We start from the raw sequence: 18,813 nt of genomic DNA on the forward strand, positions 1-18,813 counted from the left end.
TGGACAACCTGAAAATCTGTTACGAATCAGTTCATCACAGTGTCGTGAGACGGACCCGGCAGGGGAACCGATCCATCGTTTGCAGAAACTGCCTAGAGCCCATGCCTGATTCTTGCCGTTTTTGGCCGGCCTTTGCGTAAGCACGGTCCGGCGTTTCGAGGTCGAGACGCCCCCGTTCGGAGGTCAACGGTCACCGCGCGCGGCAACGCGGTCTGGGTTGGAAAGGCTTCAGGCATGACAACAATGACCGGCGCCGCGGGCGCCATCTTCGCGGCCGTCCTGACGGTCGCGTCCGTCGTCGGTGCGCCGGCGCTCGCGAAGACCCAGTGCGGCAAGGCGTCGTGGTACGCCATGCACAGCCGGACGGCGAGCGGGGAACGCGCCAATCCTGCAGCCATGGTGGCGGCGCACCGGTCGCTGCCCTTCGGCACGTTGGTGAAGGTGGAGAACCTGAACAACGGCAAGTCCGTCGTCGTCCGGATCAACGATCGCGGCCCGTTCATCCGAGGGCGAGTGATCGACCTTTCCAAGGGAGCCGCCCAGAAGCTCGGCTTCGTCAGCCGGGGCGTCGCCTCCGTCCGGGTGAGCGTGATGAACGCGAAGGGAACCACCGCCGCTGCGGTCTGCGGCTGAACCGCGGCGCGCGCCGCCTCCGCCCCGCAGCGTTCGGAAGGCAGGACCGCCGGGGTCTTGACCGGCCCGGCGGTCACCCGTAACCGTTGCGGACCGTGGCTGTGGGGCCGCATGCGGACGTGGCGAAACTGGTAGACGCACGAGACTTAAAATCTTGCGCCGCAAGGCTTACGGGTTCGAGTCCCGTCGTCCGCACCAATCCGAAGTATATGGGATCTGAGCCGGGCCGTTCGGCGGTTCGCGCGACCACCTGCGGCCGTCTCTCGCCCCGGGCCGGCTGCCGGCGCGTCCTCCGCCGGCGCTTCGGTCGATTATCGAAGCCCGAGGAAGGACAGGATGGCAATGACGATGACGATCAGTCCGACGATGTAGATAATGCGGTTCATCGAGGTTCTCCTCTGGTGACCCTCCATGAACGTGGGTTCTCGGAATTCGTTCAGGCAGGCCGACGCGAAGGCCTTGCCTTGTCCGCACGCGAGGCCCCGGCGGGCGATCGGTCGCTTGGACTTGCCGGGCGGGCGGTGTCATCCTAGGTGGACCAAGAACAAGCACCGGGAGGACTCCATGCCCATTCATCGCGTCGCCGCCTCGGCCTTCGTCGCCGGGATCGTGGCGGCTTCCGCCGCAGCGGCCCAGCAGCCCACCGTTTCCAACGACTTCCCCACCGTCGCCCGGGCCGACTACGTCTACGGCTGCATGAAAGCCAACGGCGAGACACAGGAGTCGCTGCAGCGCTGCTCCTGCTCCATCGACGTGATCGCCACCATCATCGACTACCAGCGCTACGAGGCGGCTTCGACCTTCCTGTCGCTCGGCCTCCAGACCGGCGAGAAGGGCGTGCTGTTCCGCACCAGTGCGCAGTCGAAGGACGCGATCGGCGACCTCCGGCGTGCCCAGGCGGAAGCGGAGATGCGCTGCTTCTGAGGAACAATGCGGGCGACGGCCGACCGCGGTTCCGACGGCCTGGTTCGGCCCGCCGCGGTCCGGCCCCCTCACGCCCCGGGAAGAGTTGGCGCCTGACACGAAAAAAGCTCCGGACCAATGGCCCGGAGCTTTTTTCATGCCTCCCGCCGCGTATCGCTGACGGGCGGGACAGCCGACCTGTCAGGTGCCGCCGTTCTCCAGCGGGAAGCTGCCCTGAAACACCTTGCCTTCCGTGTCGACCGCGTGGACCGAGATCGGTCCGGCCCCGGTGGAGACATAGGAGAAGCGGATGTTCGGGTCCTCCGACAGGGAGATGCCGCCGGTCACCTTCATGATCAGCGCGTCGCCTTCCTTGATGGAGAGGTCGCTGATGAACCAGGCCGGGATGTAGTGCCGGGTGACCTGATCCATCTGCAGACCGGAATACTGAGGATGGCGGATCATGACCTGGGCCTCGCGGCGCTCGCTGCCGGCGGTCGCGGTGCCGCCGAACTGCTTCACCTTCATCTGCCCGAGATTGGCGAGCGCCATCTGCGGGTCCTTGCCCGCCGGGGCGGAACAGCCGCCCGACGCCTTGACGAAGGATTCCACCATATAGAGGGCGCCGTCGCTGGCCTCGGCGACCGCGTGGACCTTGGTGTAGCTGTTCACGCGCACCCGGGTCTCGATCGTGTCCACCCGGGCGGTGTCGCCCAGTTCGAACACGGCGGCGACCGGCGCGGGGTTCTGGTCGATCACGAGGGTGATCTTGCGGATGCTGCGGGTGTCGCCCGGGGGGAGGGCGGCCTTCAAGGTCATCGGCACGATGGCGGCGTCCTCGGCCCGGTAGGGCGCCTCGAGGCTCACGATCCCGGTGCCGTCGAGAATGGGCCGGTCGTCGAAGACGTCGGTGACGAGGCCCGCCCAGGTCTCGTCCACGGCAGCCGTCGGCGCCATGGTCTCGGCGAAGGCCGCGCCGCTCGCAAGGCCGATCCCCACCAGGGCGGCGGCGACGGCTGACGTGAAGGTGGACAATTCGATCATTGCATCCTCCCAGGAAGAGCGCCTTGCTGGTCTTTTCGACAACATGGACCTTGTCGCGCGGTTTCGCCAGTGGATCCCGTCATTCCCATTCCAATTCCGCGTAGGCGGCGGTGGCGTTGCGACGGTTGAACTGGTCGAACAGCAGCCAGGCTCCCGCTTCCGACTGGCCGGCCGTGGTGACCGCCCGGCTGATGGGCACGCCGGAGTCGATCGCGGCCTTGAGGTCCTCCGCCAGCACGTCGAAGTAGCGTCGCTGCGGCTCCAGCGCGGCGGGCCAGGGCGCCGACACGGGTCCGTGGCCAGGAACCACCCGGACGGCCGGAATGGCGGCGAGCTCCCGCAGCGCGCGCTGCCATCCGCGCAGCGATCCGTCCAGGGAGGGCAGGTGCTCCAGGAACACGAGGTCGCCGGCGAACAAGGTGCCGCTCGCCGGATCGAACACCGTCAGGTCGTTGTCGGTGTGGGCCACGGGCCAGGCGTTCAGAATCAGCGTGCGGCCGCCGAGGTCGATCTCCATCCGATCCGAGACCGGAACGGTGGGCGGCACGGGCGCGACGCCGTCCAGAAGGGCGCCCATCTCAGCCCGGTTGGCCGTGAGGTAATGGCTGAAACGAGCCTCCATCGCCTCCTTTAGTCGAACATGGCCGACGAACGCGACATTCCGTCTCAGGAATGCTGCATTGCCGAAGAGGTGATCCGGATGGACGTGCGTGTTGATCACGTAACGCACCGGAAGGTCTGTCTTGGCAGCGACCGCCGCCAGAAGAGCTTCGCCCTCGCGCACCGACCCCCCGGTATCGATGACGGCCACCGCCTCGTTTCCGACAACGAATCCGACATTTGCGATCGCGCCGCCATTGCCGGCGGTCATCAACGCCGTCACACCCCGATGGACGAACACGCCCGGCGCCACCTCCTCCACATGCAACGGGTATGTATTCGAGGCTGCACGAGAAGGAGAGAAACTGTTCAACAATATGAAAAATACACAAAGGATCTGCGAAACCGCCCGGAAACGACTGGTAATTCGGAAATTGTGCACTGCAACCCGAGCTGGATTAGAATAATAGGGTGACTCTTTTGTTTCATAGGTTCCGTCTATGGAGAACGCGCGGGCCGGTTCGCGCAAGTACCTGATTATTCGCGCTGTTTGCCTCGTGAGGTTCCATTTCGACATCGGAATTAAATCCATTAAGGTGAGGGACCTGCGGCATCGACGACCGAAGAGCTCGATAGTATCCAACTTGCGGGGGGGCAGAAAGCTGAGTAAGGTCCTCGGAGTCGCCGGTCGAGCAGGTGACGGTGTTGGAGGGAACCCCGTCATCATCGAAGGTCGTCGGATCGGGAGAGGGAACCGGTCCGTCGGGCGTGACACACGGTCGGTGGCTTACCCAAAAGGATTGGCCGAACTTCAGGTCTTGAGGGCCTGCGGTCCGGGCCAACTCATAAGAGCACTCATAAAGTGTGGTCTAGGGAGAACACTAATGAGAAAAGTGCTTTCTACGGCTTGCATGACCGCGGTCGTGGCCCTGTTCGCCGGCAATGCCATGGCGAACGACGAACTGGCCAGCATGATGAAGGACCCGAAGCTGTGGGTCGCTCAGGCCGGTGACTTCGCCAACACCCGTTGGTCGGAACTCAACCAGATCAACAAGGACAACGTGAAGAACCTCCAGGTCGCCTGGACGTTCTCGACCGGCGTTCTGCGCGGCCATGAGGGTGGCCCGCTGATCATCGGCGACGTGATGTACGTTCACACGCCCTTCCCGAACATCGTCTATGCGCTCGACCTGAACGACAACGGCTCCATCATCTGGAAGTACGAGCCGAAGCAGGACCCGAACGTCATTCCGGTGATGTGCTGCGACACGGTGAACCGCGGCGTGGCCTACGGTGACGGCAAGATCATCCTGCATCAGGCCGACACGACCGTCGTGGCGCTCGACGCCAAGACCGGCCAGGTCGCCTGGTCCGTGAAGAACGGTGACCCGTCCATCGGCGAGACCGGCACTGCCGCTCCGCACGTGTTCGGCGACAAGGTCTTCATCGGCATCTCCGGTGGCGAGTTCGGCGTGCGCGGTTCGCTCACGGCCTACAACCTGAAGGACGGCTCGCTCGCCTGGCGCGGCTACTCCATGGGCCCGGACAGCGACACGCTGATGGACCCGGAGCAGACCACCCACCTCGGCAAGCCGGTCGGCAAGGACTCCGGCATCGCCACCTGGGAAGGCGATCAGTGGAAGATCGGCGGCGGCACCACCTGGGGCTGGTTCTCGTACGATCCCGAGCTGAACCTCGTCTATTACGGCACCGGTAACCCGTCGACCTGGAACCCGGCTCAGCGCCCGGGCGACAATCGCTGGTCGATGACCATCTTCGCCCGTGACCTGAACACCGGCATGGCGAAGTGGGTCTACCAGATGACCCCGCACGACGAGTGGGACTTCGACGGCGTGAACGAGATGATCCTCACGGATCAGGAAGTGAACGGCGAGATGCGCAAGCTTCTCACCCACTTCGACCGTAACGGTCTCGCCTACACGATGGACCGCGTCAGCGGCGAACTGCTCGTCGCCGAGAAGTACGACCCGGTCGTGAACTGGACCACCGGCGTCGACATGGACAAGAACAGCCCGACCTACGGTCGCCCGGCTGTGGTTGCCCAGTACTCGACCCACCAGAACGGCGAAGACGTGAACACCACCGGCGTCTGCCCGGCGGCTCTCGGCACCAAGGACCAGCAGCCTGCGGCCTACTCGCCGAAGACCAAGCTGTTCTACGTCCCGACCAACCACGTCTGCATGGACTACGAGCCGTTCCGCGTGTCCTACACCGCGGGCCAGCCCTACGTCGGTGCCACCCTGTCGATGTACCCCGCGCCGAACAGCCATGGCGGCATGGGTAACTTCATCGCCTGGGACGGCGTGAACGGCAAGATCGTCTGGTCGATCCCCGAGCAGTTCTCGGTGTGGTCGGGCGCTCTGGCCACCGCCGGCGACGTCGTGTTCTACGGCACGCTCGAAGGCTTCCTGAAGGCGGTGGACGCCGCTGACGGCAAGGAACTGTACAAGTTCAAGACCCCGTCGGGCATCATCGGCAACGTGACGACCTACGAGCATGGTGGCAAGCAGTACATCGCCATCCTGTCGGGCATCGGTGGCTGGGCCGGCATCGGCCTCGCGGCTGGCCTGACCGACCCGAACGCCGGTCTCGGCGCGGTGGGCGGCTATGCTGCTCTGTCGAAGTACACGGCTCTCGGCGGCCAGCTGACCGTCTTCAGCCTGCCGAACTGAGACTGACTGACTGACAACAGACGGCCCGGACCTCAAGGTTGAACCTTGTCAGGACCGGGCCGTTCTTCTTGATTACGCTCGGCCGTCGTGAAATCCGGGGAACCACGCCGACCAGCGTCTGACGAACCTCTTTGAGGGAGCCTGGAGGAGAGCTAGATGTTTCTGCGCACAATCGCCTTTACCCTGATGATGACTCTGAGCGCGTCGGCTTTCGCCGCCCCGGGAGATCCGGCCGTCGCCTCGGAAGAGAACGGCAAGTTCCTCGACGCTGACGGAAACCCGACCTACAAGGTCTTCGACGACAAGTCGGTCGACTGGTACACCTGGCGCGGCTTCAAGAAGTACAACGCCAACTGCATGCAGTGTCATGGTCCGGACGGCGTGGGGTCGAGCTTCGCTCCCGACCTGACCAACTCGCTGAAGACCATCGACTACTCCAAGTTCATGGAAATCGTCTCGAGCGGTCAGCAGAATGTGTGGCATCCCGTCAACAGCATCATGCCGGCCTGGGGCAGCGACCTCAACGTGATGTGCTTTGCGGACTCGATCTACGCCTATCTGCGCGGCCGGGCGACCGGTGACGTCGGCCGGGGCGAGATCAAGCGCAACGGTCCGGTCAACGAAGCCGCCAAGGCCGAGGAAAACGCCTGCCTCGGCTTCTGATCCGCTGAGGACGACCGCGCGCCGCGGTCCGATGACCGCGGCTGATTGGGGCGGCGCTCCGGAGGGAAGGAGCGCGGCGCCAACCGCTCGGGAAGGCATGCGCCGGAGGGATGGCGCGTCCGTCCGGCAGCGCGGTCCGCGACGGGGCTGAGGGGCAGATGACAAGGGCCGTGCCGATCGTCGGTGCGGCCCTCTTTTTTGGGTCAGGTCGTCGGCGTCCTGGTCCGATGGCGGACGAGCCAGAGCGGTCGGTGTGACAGCGAACCAAAGGCCGGAGCGCGTTCTCGGCCGGATCGGCAGCCGCTGCCGGAGGAGACGGAACACCGCCTCCTGCCACGTCCGCGGCGCCACGGTCGGCGCTCTCGCCGGATGGGACTTTTTCCCGATCGGGGTGGATTAAATTCCCGTAATGCGGCCTCCAGCCATTGAAGCGGCGCGCCGGTGCTGCATTGTTGGACACCGATACAACTGCGGGCGGCTCCGGCCGGAATGCCCCGCGTCCTCTGCGGAACACCAGTTCCGCCGACAAGAACAAGCCCGGAGGGAAAACATCCATGGGAGTTCGTATCGCGGCCACCGCCGCCCTTCTCGGAGCCTTCATGCTCCCCGCCCTTGCGCAGAACCAGCCGCCGCTGCCCCAGGCCGATATGGAAACGTTCAGCGAGGCCGTCGAACTCGTCGATCCGGATACGCTGCGCGTCTGCTCGGATCCGGCCAGCCTGCCGTTCTCCAACGACAAGTTCGAGGGCTTCGAGAACAAGATCGCCGAACTCCTGGCACAGAAGCTCGGCAAGGGCATTTCCTATTCCTGGTTCCCGATGGCGACCGGCTTCGTCCGCAAGACGCTCGGCGAGCATCGCTGCGACGTGATCATCGGCTACGCGCAGGGTGACGAACTCGTCCAGAACACGAACGCCTACTACCGCACGTCCTATGCGCTGGTGGTGAAGCCCGGCACGGGGCTCGACGACCTGGAGACGCTGGCCGACCCGCGCCTCAAGGACAAGCGCATCGGCCTCGTGGCCGGCACGCCGCCGGGCACGAACGTGGCCGCGAACGGCCTGATGGGCCGGGTGAAGCCCTACCCGCTGATGGTGGACACCCGCTACACCCACGTGCCCGACATGATGATGAAGGACCTGCAGACTGGCGTCATCGACGTGGCCATCCTGTGGGGGCCGATCGCCGGCTATTTCGCCAAGCAGCAGGATCCGCCGCTGAAGGTGATCCCGCTCGTGAAGGAGCAGGAAGGCTCGCGCATGGTCTACCGCATCACCATGGGCGTGCGGGCGTCCGACCAGAACTGGAAGCGCGACCTGAACCGGCTGATCCGCGAGAACCAGGGCGAGATCAACAAGATCCTGGCCGACTATGGCGTCCCGCTCCTGAACGAGAAGGACGAGGTCATCACCGTCACCCAGTGACGGAACGCCTTGCCGGCGGGTGCGCCCGCCGGTTCGCCCGCGTGGGGAGGGCGCCTTGCCGCCGATGTCCAGAACCGTCCTCGTCGTGGTCCTCACCGCCGGCCTGTCGTGGGCCGGCGCGTCTCCGGTCGCGGCGGGCGACGTCCCTGAGCCGACCGGCTATCGGCTGAACGACTATCGCGCGCCGGTCCCGGACACGCTGGCCGGCGCGCGGGTGCTCGACACGAAGGCGGTCGAGGCGCTCTGGTCGGCGGGTTCGGCGGTCTTCATCGACGTGTTGCCCAAGCCGCCCCGGCCGAAGCTGCCGCCGGGCACCGTGTTTCGCCTGCCGCCGCGCGAAAGCATCCCGGGCGCGATCTGGCTGCCGGATGTCGGTTATGGGGCGCTTGCCGCGGACATGGCGGCCTACTTCAAGGACAATCTCAACGAGGCGGTCCAGGGTGACGCCAGCCGCACCGTGGTGTTCTTCTGCCTCGCCGACTGCTGGATGAGCTGGAATGCCGCCCGCCGCGCCGTCGAATGGGGCTACCGGGACGTCGTCTGGTACCCGGAAGGGACGGACGGCTGGAGCTTCGAGGGCCTTCCCGTCGCCAAGGTCGAGCCGGTCCCGCGGCCGGGTCTGACGGACTGACGGCGCACGGGGCCTTGGGCCTGTCAGGCCACGAGCCCCGGATAACGGCCGACGAGTTCGGTCCGCTTCGCTTCCACATAGGCTTCGTCGCGCTGGTCGTGCGGGGTGTCGAGCACGATCTCGGCCACCACGCGCGAGGGGCGGGGCGCGAGCAGGATGATGCGCTCGGCAAGCTGGATCGCTTCGCGCACGTTGTGCGTCACCATCAGGGTGGTCGGCCGGTACCGCCGCCAGACCGTCAACACCAGATGCCGCAGGCGCTGGGCGGTGGTCTCGTCCAGGGAGGTGAACGGCTCGTCGAGGAGCAGCACGTCCGGCTCGATGGCGAGCGCGCGGGCGAGCGAGACACGGCGGGCAAGGCCGAGCGACAGCTCGGTCGGGAAGCGGCTGCCCATCTCCTCCAGGCCGAGGTCGGCGAACAGCGTCTTCAGGTCCGGCTGCTTGTCACCCTCGAGCACGAGGCGGACGTTCTGGTCCACTGTCCGCCACGGCAGGAGTCGCGGCTCCTGGAACACGAAGCCGATCCGCGCGCCGGGTGGCAGGCCGATGGTGCCCTCGAAGTCGGTGTCCAGCCGGGCGAGGATCCGCAGGCTGGTGGTCTTGCCGCAGCCGGACGGGCCGATCAGGGCCGTGAGGCTGCCATCCGGCGCAACGATGTCCAGGTCGCGCACGGCCTCCACGGTTCCGCCCTCGGCGCCCTGGTAGATCTTCTTGCGGATGTGCAGTTCAAGTGGTGCGGACACGCCAGCGGTTCGCCCGGGTCTCGAGGGGTTGCAGGACGAGGAGCTCGATCGTCAGCATCACGGCCACGAAGGAGATCGCATAGGCGAAGATGGAGGCGACGTCGAACAGTTGGAAGAAGAGGTTGAGCTGGAAGCCGACGCCGTTGGAGCGGCCGAGCAGCTCCACGACGAGCACGATCTTCCACACGAGCGACAGGCCCGAGCGCGCCGAGGCCGCGATGTAGGGCTGGAGCTGCGGCAGCATGATGTCGAACAGGCGCTTGCGGACCGACAACCGGAAGGCCTTGGCCATCTGGTCGAGGTCGGGATCCATGGCCCGGGCGCCTTCGCGGATGGTGACGATCACGTTCGGCAGCTTGTTCACCGCCACCGCACCGATGGCCGCCACCTCGTTGAGGCCGACCCACACATAGGCGAGAATGATGATGACGAGGGCCGGAAGGTTCAAAAGGACCACGAGCCAGACGTCGAGCAGCCGGTCGACCGATCGGATCCGGCCCATCGCGAGGCCGATCGCCACGCCGAGCGTGAGCGCGATGCTGAAGGCGGCAAGGACGCGCAGAAGCGTCGCCGACAGATGATAGGGCAGGTCGCCGGACGCGATCTCCTCGGCGATGATGGCGGCCACGGCGGACGGGGCCGGAAACACGCGGCTTTCCCCGACCATGGCGGCGACCTGCCAGACCGCCAGGAAGATGAGCACGGACAGCAGCGTGGAGGCCGCATTGCCTCGCGGTCGTTTCACGCTCACCTCCCCGCCGCACGACGGGAAGCCACGGCGCCGCGGGCCGCGGATGCCGACGTCCTCATGGGTGAAATCCTCCCGCCGGCCGGTCACTCCGACCTTGTTCTAGCCCGTCGGTAAACCCGACCTTATTCTAGCCTGTCGGTAAGCCCGACTTTGTCCATGCCTGTCGGTAAGCCCGACTTTGCCCCAGCCTGTCGGTATGCCCGACAAGGAGCCTTGGTGCGGCGGAGTGTGGCAGACGGAGCCGGCCGGTCAATGGTGGCGGCAGGACACCGTGTCGCACCGCGCGGACCGCAGCGCTGGAATTCCGGCCGGCGCGTGGCTAGGGTTCGGGCGACCCCACGCAGAAGGATGACTGACCCCATGATCGCATCGTCGGCCGCCACCCAGTCGGGCATCGAACGGGCGCGAGCCGTCCGGGACCGGCTGCTCGCCTGGACCCTCGGCGAGGCCCTCCCGACCTGGTGCGCCTTCGGCATCGACGAGGCCCGGGGCGGCTTCCACGAGCGGCTCGGCCAGCGGGTGGAGATTCTGCAGGATCGGCGGCGGGTTCGGGTCCAGGCACGGCAGGTGTTCAGCTTCGCGGTGGCCGGCCGGCTCGGCTGGACCGGGCCATGGCGGCGCGCGGTGGACGAGGGCCTCGCCTATGTCCTGGCGCGCTGCGTGCTGCCGGACGGGACCGTCCGCATGACGATCGAGCCGGATGGGCGTCCTTTCGACGACAGCTTCAGCCTCTACGATCAGGCCTTCGCCCTGTTCGCCTTCGCGGCTGCCGCATCGGTGGCGTCCGACCGGTCTGTCGCCGAGACGGCAGCGCTGCGGCTGCGGCAGACGCTGATGACGCGCTACAAGCATCCGGTCGCCGGTTTCGAGGAGGGGGATCCGCGGACGCTGCCGCTGAAGGCCAACCCGCACATGCATCTCTTCGAGGCCTGCCTGGCGTGGGTGGAGGTTGGCGGGGATGAGACCTGGGGCCGTCTTGCCGACGAGATCGCCGAACTCTGCCTCAGATCCTTCCTCAACCCGGAGGCCGGCTGGCTCTACGAGTATTTCGACGGCGACTGGGCGCGCGCGTCCGGCGAGGAGGGCCGGGTGGTGGAGCCGGGGCACCAGTACGAGTGGGCCTGGCTGCTGGTGCGCTGGGGTCTCCTCCGCGGCCGGGCGGACGCGATCGCGGCTGCCGGCACGTTGGCCGACCTTGCCGAAACGCATGGGCTGAACCGCCGAGAGGGCGTCGCCATCAACGTCATGCTCGACGACCTGACGGTGAAGGACGGCGGATCCCGGCTGTGGCCGCAGACCGAGCGGATCAAGGGGCACGTGGCGCTGGCCGGCGTGGCGGGCGACTGGGAGGCGAGGGACCGCCACATGGGCCTCGCCGCCGACGCGGCCGAAGCGCTGGAACGCTATCTGCGGGTGGCGGCTCCGGGCCTCTGGTGGGACAAGATGATGCCGGACGGCCGTTTCGTCGACGAGCCGGCGCCGGCGAGTTCCTTCTATCATGTCGTCTGCGCCGTGGAGGAACTGGACAAGGCCGTGAAGGCGCTCGGCTGATCGCCCGCGTTCCGGCATTTTCGACCGCGACGGAGGCCGCTTCCGTGGCGTCATCGTGCATTCGTGTCTATGTAACAGTGTGACCGCGGCGGGTGCCTGCAACCGCCGGCATTGGACACGACGCCTGGGAGGGTGAATGAGCACGGACATGGCGCGAGTCGCGATCGGGGGAGCCACGAAAGCCGGATCGACCGTCGAGGCGTCCGGGCTCGACCCGTCGTTCTGGCGCCGGTCCCTTTTCGAGGCGCTGGTGGATGCGAGCCGGATCGCGCCGGACGCGCCGGCCGTGGAAGACCAGGACCGCCAGCCGCTCAGCCGCAAGCGCCTGATCCTGGCGGCCGCCGTGCTCGGCCGTCGCCTGTCGCGGATGACGAAGCCGGGCGAACGGGTCGGCGTGCTGCTGCCGAACGTGAACGGCGCGGCGGTGGTGTTCTTCGCGCTCGCCGCCTACGGCCGGGTGCCGGCCATGCTCAACTTCTCCACGGGTCTGAAGAACCTGGAGGCGGCCTGCCTCGCCGCCGACATCCGCACCATCGTGACGTCGGCGAAGTTCGTCCAGGTGCAGAAGCTGGACGACATGGTGGCGGCGCTTGGAAAGCGCGCAACCGTGCTGACCGTGGAGACCATCCGCAAGGAGATCGGGCCGCTGGACAAGACGTTCGGCGCGGCCTACGCGGCGGCGCCCTCCGTAGTCCATCGGCTGTTCCGCCCGAAGCCGGACGACATCGGCGCCGTCCTGTTCACCTCCGGCACGGAGGGCGTTCCGAAGGGCGTGGCGCTCTCCAACGCGAACCTCCTGGCCAACTGCGCGCAGGTGCTTGCCATATACGGGTTCACCCCGCAGGACGTGTTCTTCAACGCGCTGCCGGTGTTCCACTCCTTCGGGCTCACCGCGGGGCTTCTGCTGCCGGTGTTCGGCGGCTTCAAGAGTTTCCTCTACCCGTCGCCGCTCCACTTCAAGCAGATCCCGAAGCTCGTCGGGGAGACCGGCACCACCATCCTCCTCTCGACGGACACGTTCGCGGCGGCCTGGGGCAAGGCGGCCGGGCCGGACGACTTCGCGACGGTGAAGTTCACCATTCTCGGGGCCGAGCGGGTGAAGGAGGCGACGCGGACGCTCTGGCGCGAGAGGTTCAAGGTGGAGCTCAACGAGGGCTATGGGGTGACCGAGGCCTCTCCCGTGCTCGCGGTGAACCGGCCCGGCGCGGACCGGCAGGGGACCGTCGGCAAGCTGCTGCCGGGCATCGAGGCGCGCCTGGAGCCGGTGCCGGGTCTCGACCGGGGCGGGCGTCTGATCGTGCGCGGACCGAACCTGATGACCGGCTACCTGAAGGTGGACCAGCCGGGCGTGCTCCAGAAGGCCGGCGACTGGTACGACACCGGCGACATCGTCGAGATCACCGCGGACGGCTTCGTGATGATCCGCGGGCGGGCCAAGCGCTTCGCCAAGATCGGCGGCGAGATGGTGTCGCTCGCCGCCGTGGAGGCCTATGCGGCCGCCGTCTGGCCGGAGGCGTCCCACGCGGTGGTGGCGGTGCCGGACGACCGGAAGGGCGAGGCGCTGGTGCTCGTCACCGACGCGGAGGGCGCGAACACCGCGCCGCTGCTCGCCTGGGCGCGCGAACACGGCGTCGCCGAGATCCTGGTGCCGAAGACCATCGTGTCGGTGCCGACCCTGCCGGTCCTCGGAACAGGGAAGCTCGACTACCCGGCGATCGAACGGGCGGCCCGTGGCGAGCTGTGAAGCGGGCCGGGCCTGTGCCCTAGCGACGGACCCGAGACCGGAGCGGGCACGTTATTTCAAATCCTTATGACGGGTGGCTCGTCTTTTGAATCAGGATGAGCGGCTTCAGGCTCTTGTCGAGCCGGACCGGCCGTGGCCCCATCCGGTCAGCGGCCGAGGAAGATGGGCTCGCGCTTCTCCCGGAAGGCAGCGCGGCCTTCCGCGTAATCGGCGCTGCGGAAGCAGGCGTCGGCGAGCGCGCGGGCATGATCCCACGCCTCGGCGCCATCGGGCGCGACGGCGGCGTTGATGGCCGCCTTGATGGCCTTCTGGGTGAGCGGGGCGAGGGCGGTCACCCGCGCCACGTAGGCGGTGGCGGCGGCCTCCAGCTCGTCGTCGCGTACCACGTCGTCGACGAGGCCGATGCGCAGCGCCGTCGCGGCGTCGATCCGCTTGGCGGTGAAGAACAGGTCCTTGGTCCGCGACGGCCCGATCAGCGCGACGATGTCGGCCACGGCCTCGGCCGGATAGGCGAGGCCGAGGCGGGCCGCCGGAATGGCGAACACGGCGTCGTCGCTGGCGATGCGCACGTCGCAGGCGGCCGCGAGGCCCACGCCGCCGCCCATGCAGAAGCGGCGGATCACGGCCACGGTCGGCTTGTCGGCCTTGCGCAGCGCGTTGAAGGCGGCGGCGTTGGAGGCCTCGTAGGTGGCCGAGGTGCCAGCGTCGCGGCGGACGACGTCGAATTCGGAAATGTCGGCGCCGGATGCGAAGGCGCCGCCCTCGGACCCGCACACGACGATGACCCGGACGTCGGCGTCCGCCTCCAGCTGGCCCACCGCGTCGGGAATCGCCTCCCACATGGCGAGCGACAAGGCGTTGTGGCGGCCGGGGTTGTCGATCACGATCCGGCCGAGCGTGCCGACCACGTCGACACGGATGCGACCTTCCACCGTTTCCACCGGGCGCAGCTTCCTCATCACGTCCGTCTCCTCGCGCCGCCGTCCCCATCCAAGCCGGCGCGGCTTCCCTCAACTCATGCGGCACCCTATCCTTATTGGGAATTGCCCCGCTTCCCATCCCTTCCTTGGTCGGGGTCGGGAGAAAAGCCGGGAGCCCCCTAGCGCGAACGGCCCGCATGATGGCAAATGGCCGCAGCGTCGAGCAGGAACAACAGTCATGTCGCCACAATTCAAAAGCATCGGCCTGCGCTCGGTCGATACGCTGGACCCCGTCTGGAGCCGCCTGCGGCAGGAGGCGATCGCCGCCGCCGAACGCGAGCCGGCGCTCGCCGGCTTCCTGCACGCCGCCGTCATCGACCAGCCCCGCCTGGAAGATGCCGTCGTGCAGCGGGTGGCGGACAGGCTCGACCACGACGCCCTGTCCGGCACCCTGATCCGCCAGGCCTATTCGGACGCGCTGTCGGCGGACCCGTCGATCGGCGACGCCTTCCGGGTGGACATGGCGGCGGTCGTCGACCGCGATCCCGCCTGCGACCGCTTCCTGGATCCGGTGCTCTTCTTCAAGGGCTTCCACGCCATCCAGACCCACCGCCTTGCCCACTGGCTGTGGACGAACGGGCGGCGGGACTTCGCGCTCTACCTGCAGAGCCGGTCGTCGGAAGTGTTCCAGGTGGACATCAACCCGGCGGCCCGCATCGGCCGGGGCGTCTTCTTCGACCACGCGACCGGCATCGTCATCGGCGAGACCTGCGTGATCGAGGACGACGTCTCCATCCTCCAGGGCGTCACCCTCGGCGGCACCGGCAAGGAGACCGGCGACCGCCACCCGAAGATCCGCCACGGGGTGCTGATCGGCGCCCACGCGTCCATCCTCGGCAACATCGAGGTGGGCGCCAACTCGCGCGTTGCGGCCGGTTCGGTGGTGCTGAAGCCGGTGCCTCGCTGCACCACGGTGGCCGGCGTGCCGGCGCGCGTGATCGGCGAGGCAGGGTGCGCGGAGCCGGCGCGCTCCATGGAGCATCGTCTGCTCGATACCGGGTCGGACTACGACATCTGACGGCGATTGCCCGTCCACGAGAAATCCGGCACGGCCGGGTTTCCTCGGCGCGCCGTCCGTGCCAGAACGACGCCCCGGATTTCAGCAACGGAGAGCGGCCCGTGAACAAGGACGAACTGAAGAAGATCGAGATCTACCTGAAGCGGGTGCTGCAGTCGCCGAACATCAGCGTGCGCGCCCGTCCGCGGAAGACCGATTCGGCCGAGGTCTATGTGGGCGAGGAGTTCGTGGGCGTCCTGTTCAAGGACGACGAGGACGCGGACGACCTTTCCTACAACTTCCAGATGGCCATCCTGGCCATGGACCTGGAAGGCTGACGGTCGCCATCGACGCCATGGCCGGCGCGGATGGGCGCGCCGGATCCGCTCGAGCGGGCAGGGCGGCGGGCCGGCCCATCGCGTCGGGCGAGGAGCCCGTCAGGCGAACAGGCCGAAGGTCAGCAGCAGGGCCCTGGTGGCGCGCTTGATGCCGGCCCATTCGGACAGCAGACCCTTGCGGAACCGGATCTGCACCGACAGCGACTCGCCCGCGTGGATCTCGGTCAGGCACGGCGCCGGATAGCCGCTGTCGTCGGCGGCGAGGCAGTGGACCGTGAACGGGCTGGTGGAGCCGGCCTCGAAATAGACCTCCTCGCCAGCGAGCCCGGAATCCTCCGACAGTCGCCGGCCGAGCAGGCCCTTCGGCGCGGGCAGCGCCTCACCCTCGAAGAAGTGCTGGTAGACGCTGGCGAGCCGCCCGGCGCTGTCCGTGGCGGTCTCGCGCGGCCGGATCGTCATGAAGAGCAGAGGCGCGTCGGCGCCGTCGTCCAGGAAGGCGGACCGGAGCTCGGGAGAATAGCCCGTGAGCGACGGCCAGTGGATGGCGAGGTCCATCCGCTCCTGCGGCCCGACCACGCGCTGGTTCTCGAACCGGATCATGTTGGCCGGGATCGTCAGCCGCTGATCGCCGAGGAAGACGGCGACCGGCGTCGGGTCGCTCGTCCGTCCGCTCGTGTCGGTGAGGGCCTTGGACCAGGTCAGCCCGAGGTCGATGAGGACAATGATCCCCGCCACCGCCAGGCAGGACGTGATGAGCTTGAGGACCCAGGTCCTCGCGCCGGCCCGGACCCGGGCGCGAGCCTTGACGCTGTAGAGCGACGGGTCGTCCTGCGGATGGCTGGCGTAGGTCGGCACCGTTCTCTCCCAAATCGAGACGTCCGCGTCCGGTCGAGCGACCGGGCGTCCCGAACCGGGACCGGACTGGTGAACGGACTTCCCCGTTTTCCGCCGGCCGACCGGTCGACCCGCCCCCGGCCCAAACCTTGCGAGACCGTTGACGAGAGGGACACCCCCGTTTCATTTCGGGTTTTGGGTTAAGGGGACGTTAAAGCCGATGACTGCGGAACTGATGATCATGGCGTTTGCCGTCGCCACCGGCTTCGTGAGCGCCGGCGTGCTGTCGTCCTTCTACCAGCTGGTGACGGCGGAGCCGGCCCGCTTCGACCTGGACGGAGCGTCCATCTGGTCCAGCCTCGCGGCCGTGATCATGCTGATGTTCGCCGGTCCGGCGATCCTGATGCGCAACGCGGTCCGGGCGCGCCTGATCGAGCGCCGGCCCGTGGGCTGGCTCGCCGCCTCCACGGCGGTCGCCGGCGCCTGGAGCCTCTGCTCCGGCGTTGTGGTGCTGGAGTTCGCCCTGGCGCTCCGGGACAGCATGTTCTGAGACAGCATGGTCCGAGCCGGCGGGCCGAACCCGTTGGTCGCATGGAGGGACGGGCTTCCGGGCGCTAAGGTCTTCCGCATCATGATGGATACGGGAGACCGCCGATGCCCCTCTATGCGCTGGAAGGACTAGCCCCCGAGGTTCCCGAGGAGGGAACCTACTGGGTGGCGCCCGACGCCACCGTCGTCGGCAAGGTGACCCTTGAAGAGGGAGTCGGCCTCTGGTTCGGGGCCGTGCTTCGCGGTGACAACGAACGGATCACCGTCGGCCGGGACACCAACATCCAGGAGCACTGCATGCTCCACACCGACCCGGGCTTCCCGCTGACCATCGGCGAGGGCTGCACCATCGGCCACCGGGCGATCCTCCACGGCTGCACGATCGGGTCGAACACGCTGATCGGCATGGGCGCGACCATCCTGAACGGCGCGCGCATCGGGAACAACTGCCTCGTCGGCGCGGGCGCGCTGGTGACCGAGGGCAAGGAGATCCCGGACGGCTCGCTGGTGGTCGGCTCGCCCGCCCGGGTGATCCGGACCCTCGACGAGAGCGCGGCCGACAAGCTGCGCCAATCCGCCATCCGCTACGTGGCGAACTGGAAGCGGTTCCGGGCGCACATGACGCCTATCTCCTGACCATCAAAAAAAAGGCCGGCCTCCTTGCGGGGAGGCCGGCCATCGGGAACGGGACGGTCCGGTGGGACAGGGACAGGTCGAAGGGGGACCGCCCGCGTTCACGTCTCTTCCGCCCGCCGGAGCGGGCAGGATGGCTTCAAGGAAGCATCGGCCTGACGCTTCCGACCGCCGTCGCGCGGCTGTCCTCGATCTGGTCCCAGGACATGGGATTGCGGCTCGATTGCCGCTTCACGAACCGGTAGGGCGTCTCGATCCAGGCGACGATCCGGTCGATCTTGTTGTCGAGGATGAGATCGCCGACGTCGGTGCGGACGGTCAGCACCGCGTGACCGGCGCCCTCCTCGTCCTTGACCACCGTGATCAGCAGCGCGCTCGCCGGCCAGCCGGTCCGGATCAGCTCGCTGCGCTTCTGGATCACGTAGTCCTCGCAGTCGCCCTGCAGGCCCGGATAGGTCCAGTGCTCGAGCGTGCCGAACACCTCCATGTCGGTCGCCGGCAGCACCGCCGCGTTGACGGCCTTGTTCACGTCTTTCAGCCGCTCCAGGGCGCTCTTGGACAGGCGCACCACCTGGTTGGGCCGGCCCTCCAGGGTGCAATCCTCAGGGAATTCGTCGCAGAACCGCACATGGCCGACCGGCGGCGTCGCCGGACCGTTCAACGGCATCTTCAGCGGGATCGCGCCAGCACCGGAAATCGGCAGAACGCCAATCGCCATGTAAAGGAATAGGAAAGATTTGCGAAACCAGCCCATCCGTCACGCGTCCTCAAAGTCGATGAAGACACACTGACAGATGCGATTTGAATTGGAGTGTAGAGACTGGTGGAAATTGCGCGCCGTGTTTTCATAGGTCCTTAAGGCGCAAAGTCAGGTTGCCGGATATTCAGCGAAGATCGCCCGTCATTCACCCTTCAGTAGCCAAACTGGATGAACGGGGCGGGTTCGGTCGATGTCGCAGCGGAGCCGTGCGCAACCGGTGCGGCGATCTTGGCGGCGATGCGGCGTGTTCTCGCGCGATCTTTATGTCCGGCCCACCAAGCGGCAGAGCCGGGAGTCGAGGGTTCATGACGATTGAAGGGTCGGAGAAGTGCCGGTCCGAGG

At 67.3% G+C, this 18,813-nt stretch carries 19 protein-coding genes and 1 tRNA gene; 13 read left to right on the forward strand and 7 right to left on the reverse strand.

The features are described 5' to 3' along the window. Positions 1-243 precede the first annotated feature (243 nt). From HND91_RS15805 to HND91_RS15815, 3 genes are all read left to right on the forward strand, one after another. Positions 244-633, forward strand: coding sequence for a septal ring lytic transglycosylase RlpA family protein (locus HND91_RS15805; RefSeq protein WP_181707624.1), 390 nt, complete (start codon positions 244-246; stop codon positions 631-633). Positions 634-746: 113 nt separating this feature from the next. Next, a tRNA-Leu gene (locus HND91_RS15810) sits at positions 747-831 on the forward strand. A 366-nt stretch (positions 832-1,197) separates the two neighbouring features. Then, on the forward strand, positions 1,198-1,557 hold the full coding sequence (locus HND91_RS15815) for a hypothetical protein (protein ID WP_181707569.1): 360 nt from the start codon (positions 1,198-1,200) through the stop codon (positions 1,555-1,557). Between the two features lie 180 nt (positions 1,558-1,737). Here HND91_RS15815 and HND91_RS15820 read toward each other — a convergent pair whose 3' ends face one another. Together HND91_RS15820 and HND91_RS15825 are read right to left on the reverse strand one after the other, a co-directional pair. Continuing rightward, complete coding sequence (locus HND91_RS15820) at positions 1,738-2,580, reverse strand: quinoprotein dehydrogenase-associated SoxYZ-like carrier (protein WP_181707570.1); 843 nt, start codon at positions 2,578-2,580, stop codon at positions 1,738-1,740. Between the two features lie 79 nt (positions 2,581-2,659). Then, complete coding sequence (locus HND91_RS15825; RefSeq protein WP_425485468.1) at positions 2,660-3,622, reverse strand: quinoprotein relay system zinc metallohydrolase 2; 963 nt, start codon at positions 3,620-3,622, stop codon at positions 2,660-2,662. Between the two features lie 442 nt (positions 3,623-4,064). On the opposite strand from HND91_RS15825, the gene xoxF5 reads away from it, so the two are divergent. From xoxF5 to HND91_RS15845, 4 genes are all read left to right on the forward strand, one after another. Beyond that, positions 4,065-5,873: a lanthanide-dependent methanol dehydrogenase XoxF5 gene (gene xoxF5, locus HND91_RS15830; protein WP_181707572.1), complete on the forward strand. Its 1,809-nt coding sequence runs from the start codon at positions 4,065-4,067 to the stop codon at positions 5,871-5,873. Positions 5,874-6,029: 156 nt separating this feature from the next. After that, a complete protein-coding gene (locus HND91_RS15835) occupies positions 6,030-6,536 on the forward strand; it encodes a c-type cytochrome, methanol metabolism-related (RefSeq protein ID WP_246329510.1) in 507 nt (168 codons plus the stop codon). Between the two features lie 554 nt (positions 6,537-7,090). Further along, entirely contained in the window at positions 7,091-7,960 is an 870-nt protein-coding gene (locus HND91_RS15840) for a substrate-binding domain-containing protein (RefSeq protein WP_181707573.1), read from the forward strand. 64 nt (positions 7,961-8,024) lie between these two features. Further along, entirely contained in the window at positions 8,025-8,591 is a 567-nt protein-coding gene (locus HND91_RS15845; RefSeq protein WP_181707574.1) for a PQQ-dependent catabolism-associated CXXCW motif protein, read from the forward strand. Positions 8,592-8,614: 23 nt separating this feature from the next. Here HND91_RS15845 and HND91_RS15850 read toward each other — a convergent pair whose 3' ends face one another. Beyond that, entirely contained in the window at positions 8,615-9,334 is a 720-nt protein-coding gene (locus tag HND91_RS15850; protein WP_181707575.1) for an ATP-binding cassette domain-containing protein, read from the reverse strand. Next, positions 9,318-10,079 (reverse strand): ABC transporter permease, encoded by a 762-nt coding sequence (locus tag HND91_RS15855; RefSeq protein WP_343057354.1) that lies wholly within the window; start codon positions 10,077-10,079, stop codon positions 9,318-9,320. The genes HND91_RS15850 and HND91_RS15855 overlap by 17 nt, the downstream gene beginning before the upstream one ends. A gap of 366 nt (positions 10,080-10,445) precedes the next feature. Between HND91_RS15855 and HND91_RS15860 the strand changes: the two genes are divergently transcribed. Next, complete coding sequence (locus tag HND91_RS15860; protein WP_181707576.1) at positions 10,446-11,636, forward strand: AGE family epimerase/isomerase; 1,191 nt, start codon at positions 10,446-10,448, stop codon at positions 11,634-11,636. A 136-nt stretch (positions 11,637-11,772) separates the two neighbouring features. Continuing rightward, the gene (locus tag HND91_RS15865) at positions 11,773-13,380 is read left to right on the forward strand and encodes an AMP-binding protein (RefSeq protein WP_246329511.1); all 1,608 of its coding nucleotides are present in this window, start codon (positions 11,773-11,775) and stop codon (positions 13,378-13,380) included. Between the two features lie 146 nt (positions 13,381-13,526). On the opposite strand, the gene HND91_RS15870 is transcribed toward HND91_RS15865, so the two are convergent. Next, positions 13,527-14,339, reverse strand: coding sequence for an enoyl-CoA hydratase (locus tag HND91_RS15870; RefSeq protein WP_181707577.1), 813 nt, complete (start codon positions 14,337-14,339; stop codon positions 13,527-13,529). A 199-nt stretch (positions 14,340-14,538) separates the two neighbouring features. Between HND91_RS15870 and cysE the strand changes: the two genes are divergently transcribed. Together cysE and HND91_RS22830 are read left to right on the forward strand one after the other, a co-directional pair. Beyond that, positions 14,539-15,378 carry a serine O-acetyltransferase gene (gene cysE, locus HND91_RS15875; RefSeq protein WP_181707578.1) on the forward strand — a complete coding sequence of 280 codons (840 nt, stop codon included), beginning with the start codon at positions 14,539-14,541 and terminating at the stop codon, positions 15,376-15,378. Positions 15,379-15,479: 101 nt separating this feature from the next. Next, a complete protein-coding gene (locus tag HND91_RS22830) occupies positions 15,480-15,695 on the forward strand; it encodes a DUF3126 family protein (RefSeq protein WP_181707579.1) in 216 nt (71 codons plus the stop codon). A 99-nt stretch (positions 15,696-15,794) separates the two neighbouring features. On the opposite strand, the gene HND91_RS15885 is transcribed toward HND91_RS22830, so the two are convergent. Continuing rightward, positions 15,795-16,550, reverse strand: a complete 756-nt coding sequence (locus HND91_RS15885) for a hypothetical protein (RefSeq protein WP_181707580.1) — start codon at positions 16,548-16,550, stop codon at positions 15,795-15,797. A 199-nt stretch (positions 16,551-16,749) separates the two neighbouring features. On the opposite strand from HND91_RS15885, the gene HND91_RS15890 reads away from it, so the two are divergent. Both HND91_RS15890 and HND91_RS15895 read left to right on the forward strand, forming a co-directional pair. Next, positions 16,750-17,079, forward strand: a complete 330-nt coding sequence (locus HND91_RS15890; RefSeq protein WP_181707581.1) for a DUF6949 family protein — start codon at positions 16,750-16,752, stop codon at positions 17,077-17,079. Between the two features lie 104 nt (positions 17,080-17,183). Beyond that, positions 17,184-17,714 carry a gamma carbonic anhydrase family protein gene (locus HND91_RS15895; protein ID WP_181707582.1) on the forward strand — a complete coding sequence of 177 codons (531 nt, stop codon included), beginning with the start codon at positions 17,184-17,186 and terminating at the stop codon, positions 17,712-17,714. A gap of 136 nt (positions 17,715-17,850) precedes the next feature. Here HND91_RS15895 and HND91_RS15900 read toward each other — a convergent pair whose 3' ends face one another. Then, positions 17,851-18,378 carry a transglutaminase-like cysteine peptidase gene (locus tag HND91_RS15900; RefSeq protein WP_181707583.1) on the reverse strand — a complete coding sequence of 176 codons (528 nt, stop codon included), beginning with the start codon at positions 18,376-18,378 and terminating at the stop codon, positions 17,851-17,853. Positions 18,379-18,813 lie beyond the last annotated feature (435 nt).

This window comes from Chthonobacter rhizosphaerae (assembly GCF_013839525.1).
GTDB classification, from domain to species: domain Bacteria; phylum Pseudomonadota; class Alphaproteobacteria; order Rhizobiales; family Pleomorphomonadaceae; genus Chthonobacter; species Chthonobacter rhizosphaerae.